This is a genomic window from Treponema endosymbiont of Eucomonympha sp. (genome assembly GCF_001028545.1).
On sequence record NZ_BBPW01000597.1, the window covers coordinates 1 to 524 of the forward strand.

At 53.8% G+C, this 524-nt stretch carries 1 protein-coding gene; it reads right to left on the bottom strand.

Annotated elements, in window-relative coordinates; all coding sequences use genetic code 11:
• On the bottom strand, positions 1–380 hold a 380-nt coding region (locus AWU74_RS08240), incomplete at its 3' end, for a transposase (protein ID WP_162505100.1).
• Positions 381–524: the final 144 nt, after the last annotated feature.

Consider the following 524-nt stretch of genomic DNA (forward strand, 5'->3'; position numbering starts at 1 on the left):
TAGGTAGTGTGGACTGGAAGGTAGAGGAATAAACACCTGACATGAATGGCGGCGATGAAGGAAGCGGTGAGCTTTGCATAGCGCGCAGCAATTCCCCGCCAGCGCTTGAGGGCACGGAAGACGTTTTCAATGACGTGCCGTGCCCGATACAGTTCATGATTGTACGCTCTGTGCTCTTTTCGGCTTTTAACCGGAGGGATGACTGCTGCTATATCCGCTTCCTTAAGCATATCGAGCAACTCGTTCGTGTCATATGCTTTGTCCGCAAGGAACGCTTCCGCCTCCAAATCCTCCATAAGGAGAGGCGCTTGGCTGCAGTCCGCGACAGTACCGCTTGTCACAATGCCGCTTGCCGGTATCCCATACTCGTCAACCGTCAAATGTAATTTGCTGTTCAGCCCCCTTTTGTACGACTAATGTCCTGAGTGCCGCCTTGTGCTCCGCATGCGTCCGCGTGTGCTTTGATATACGTCGAATCTATCATACGGATATCCCCGGCAGGCTCGCCTATTGCGGCGTCCGCC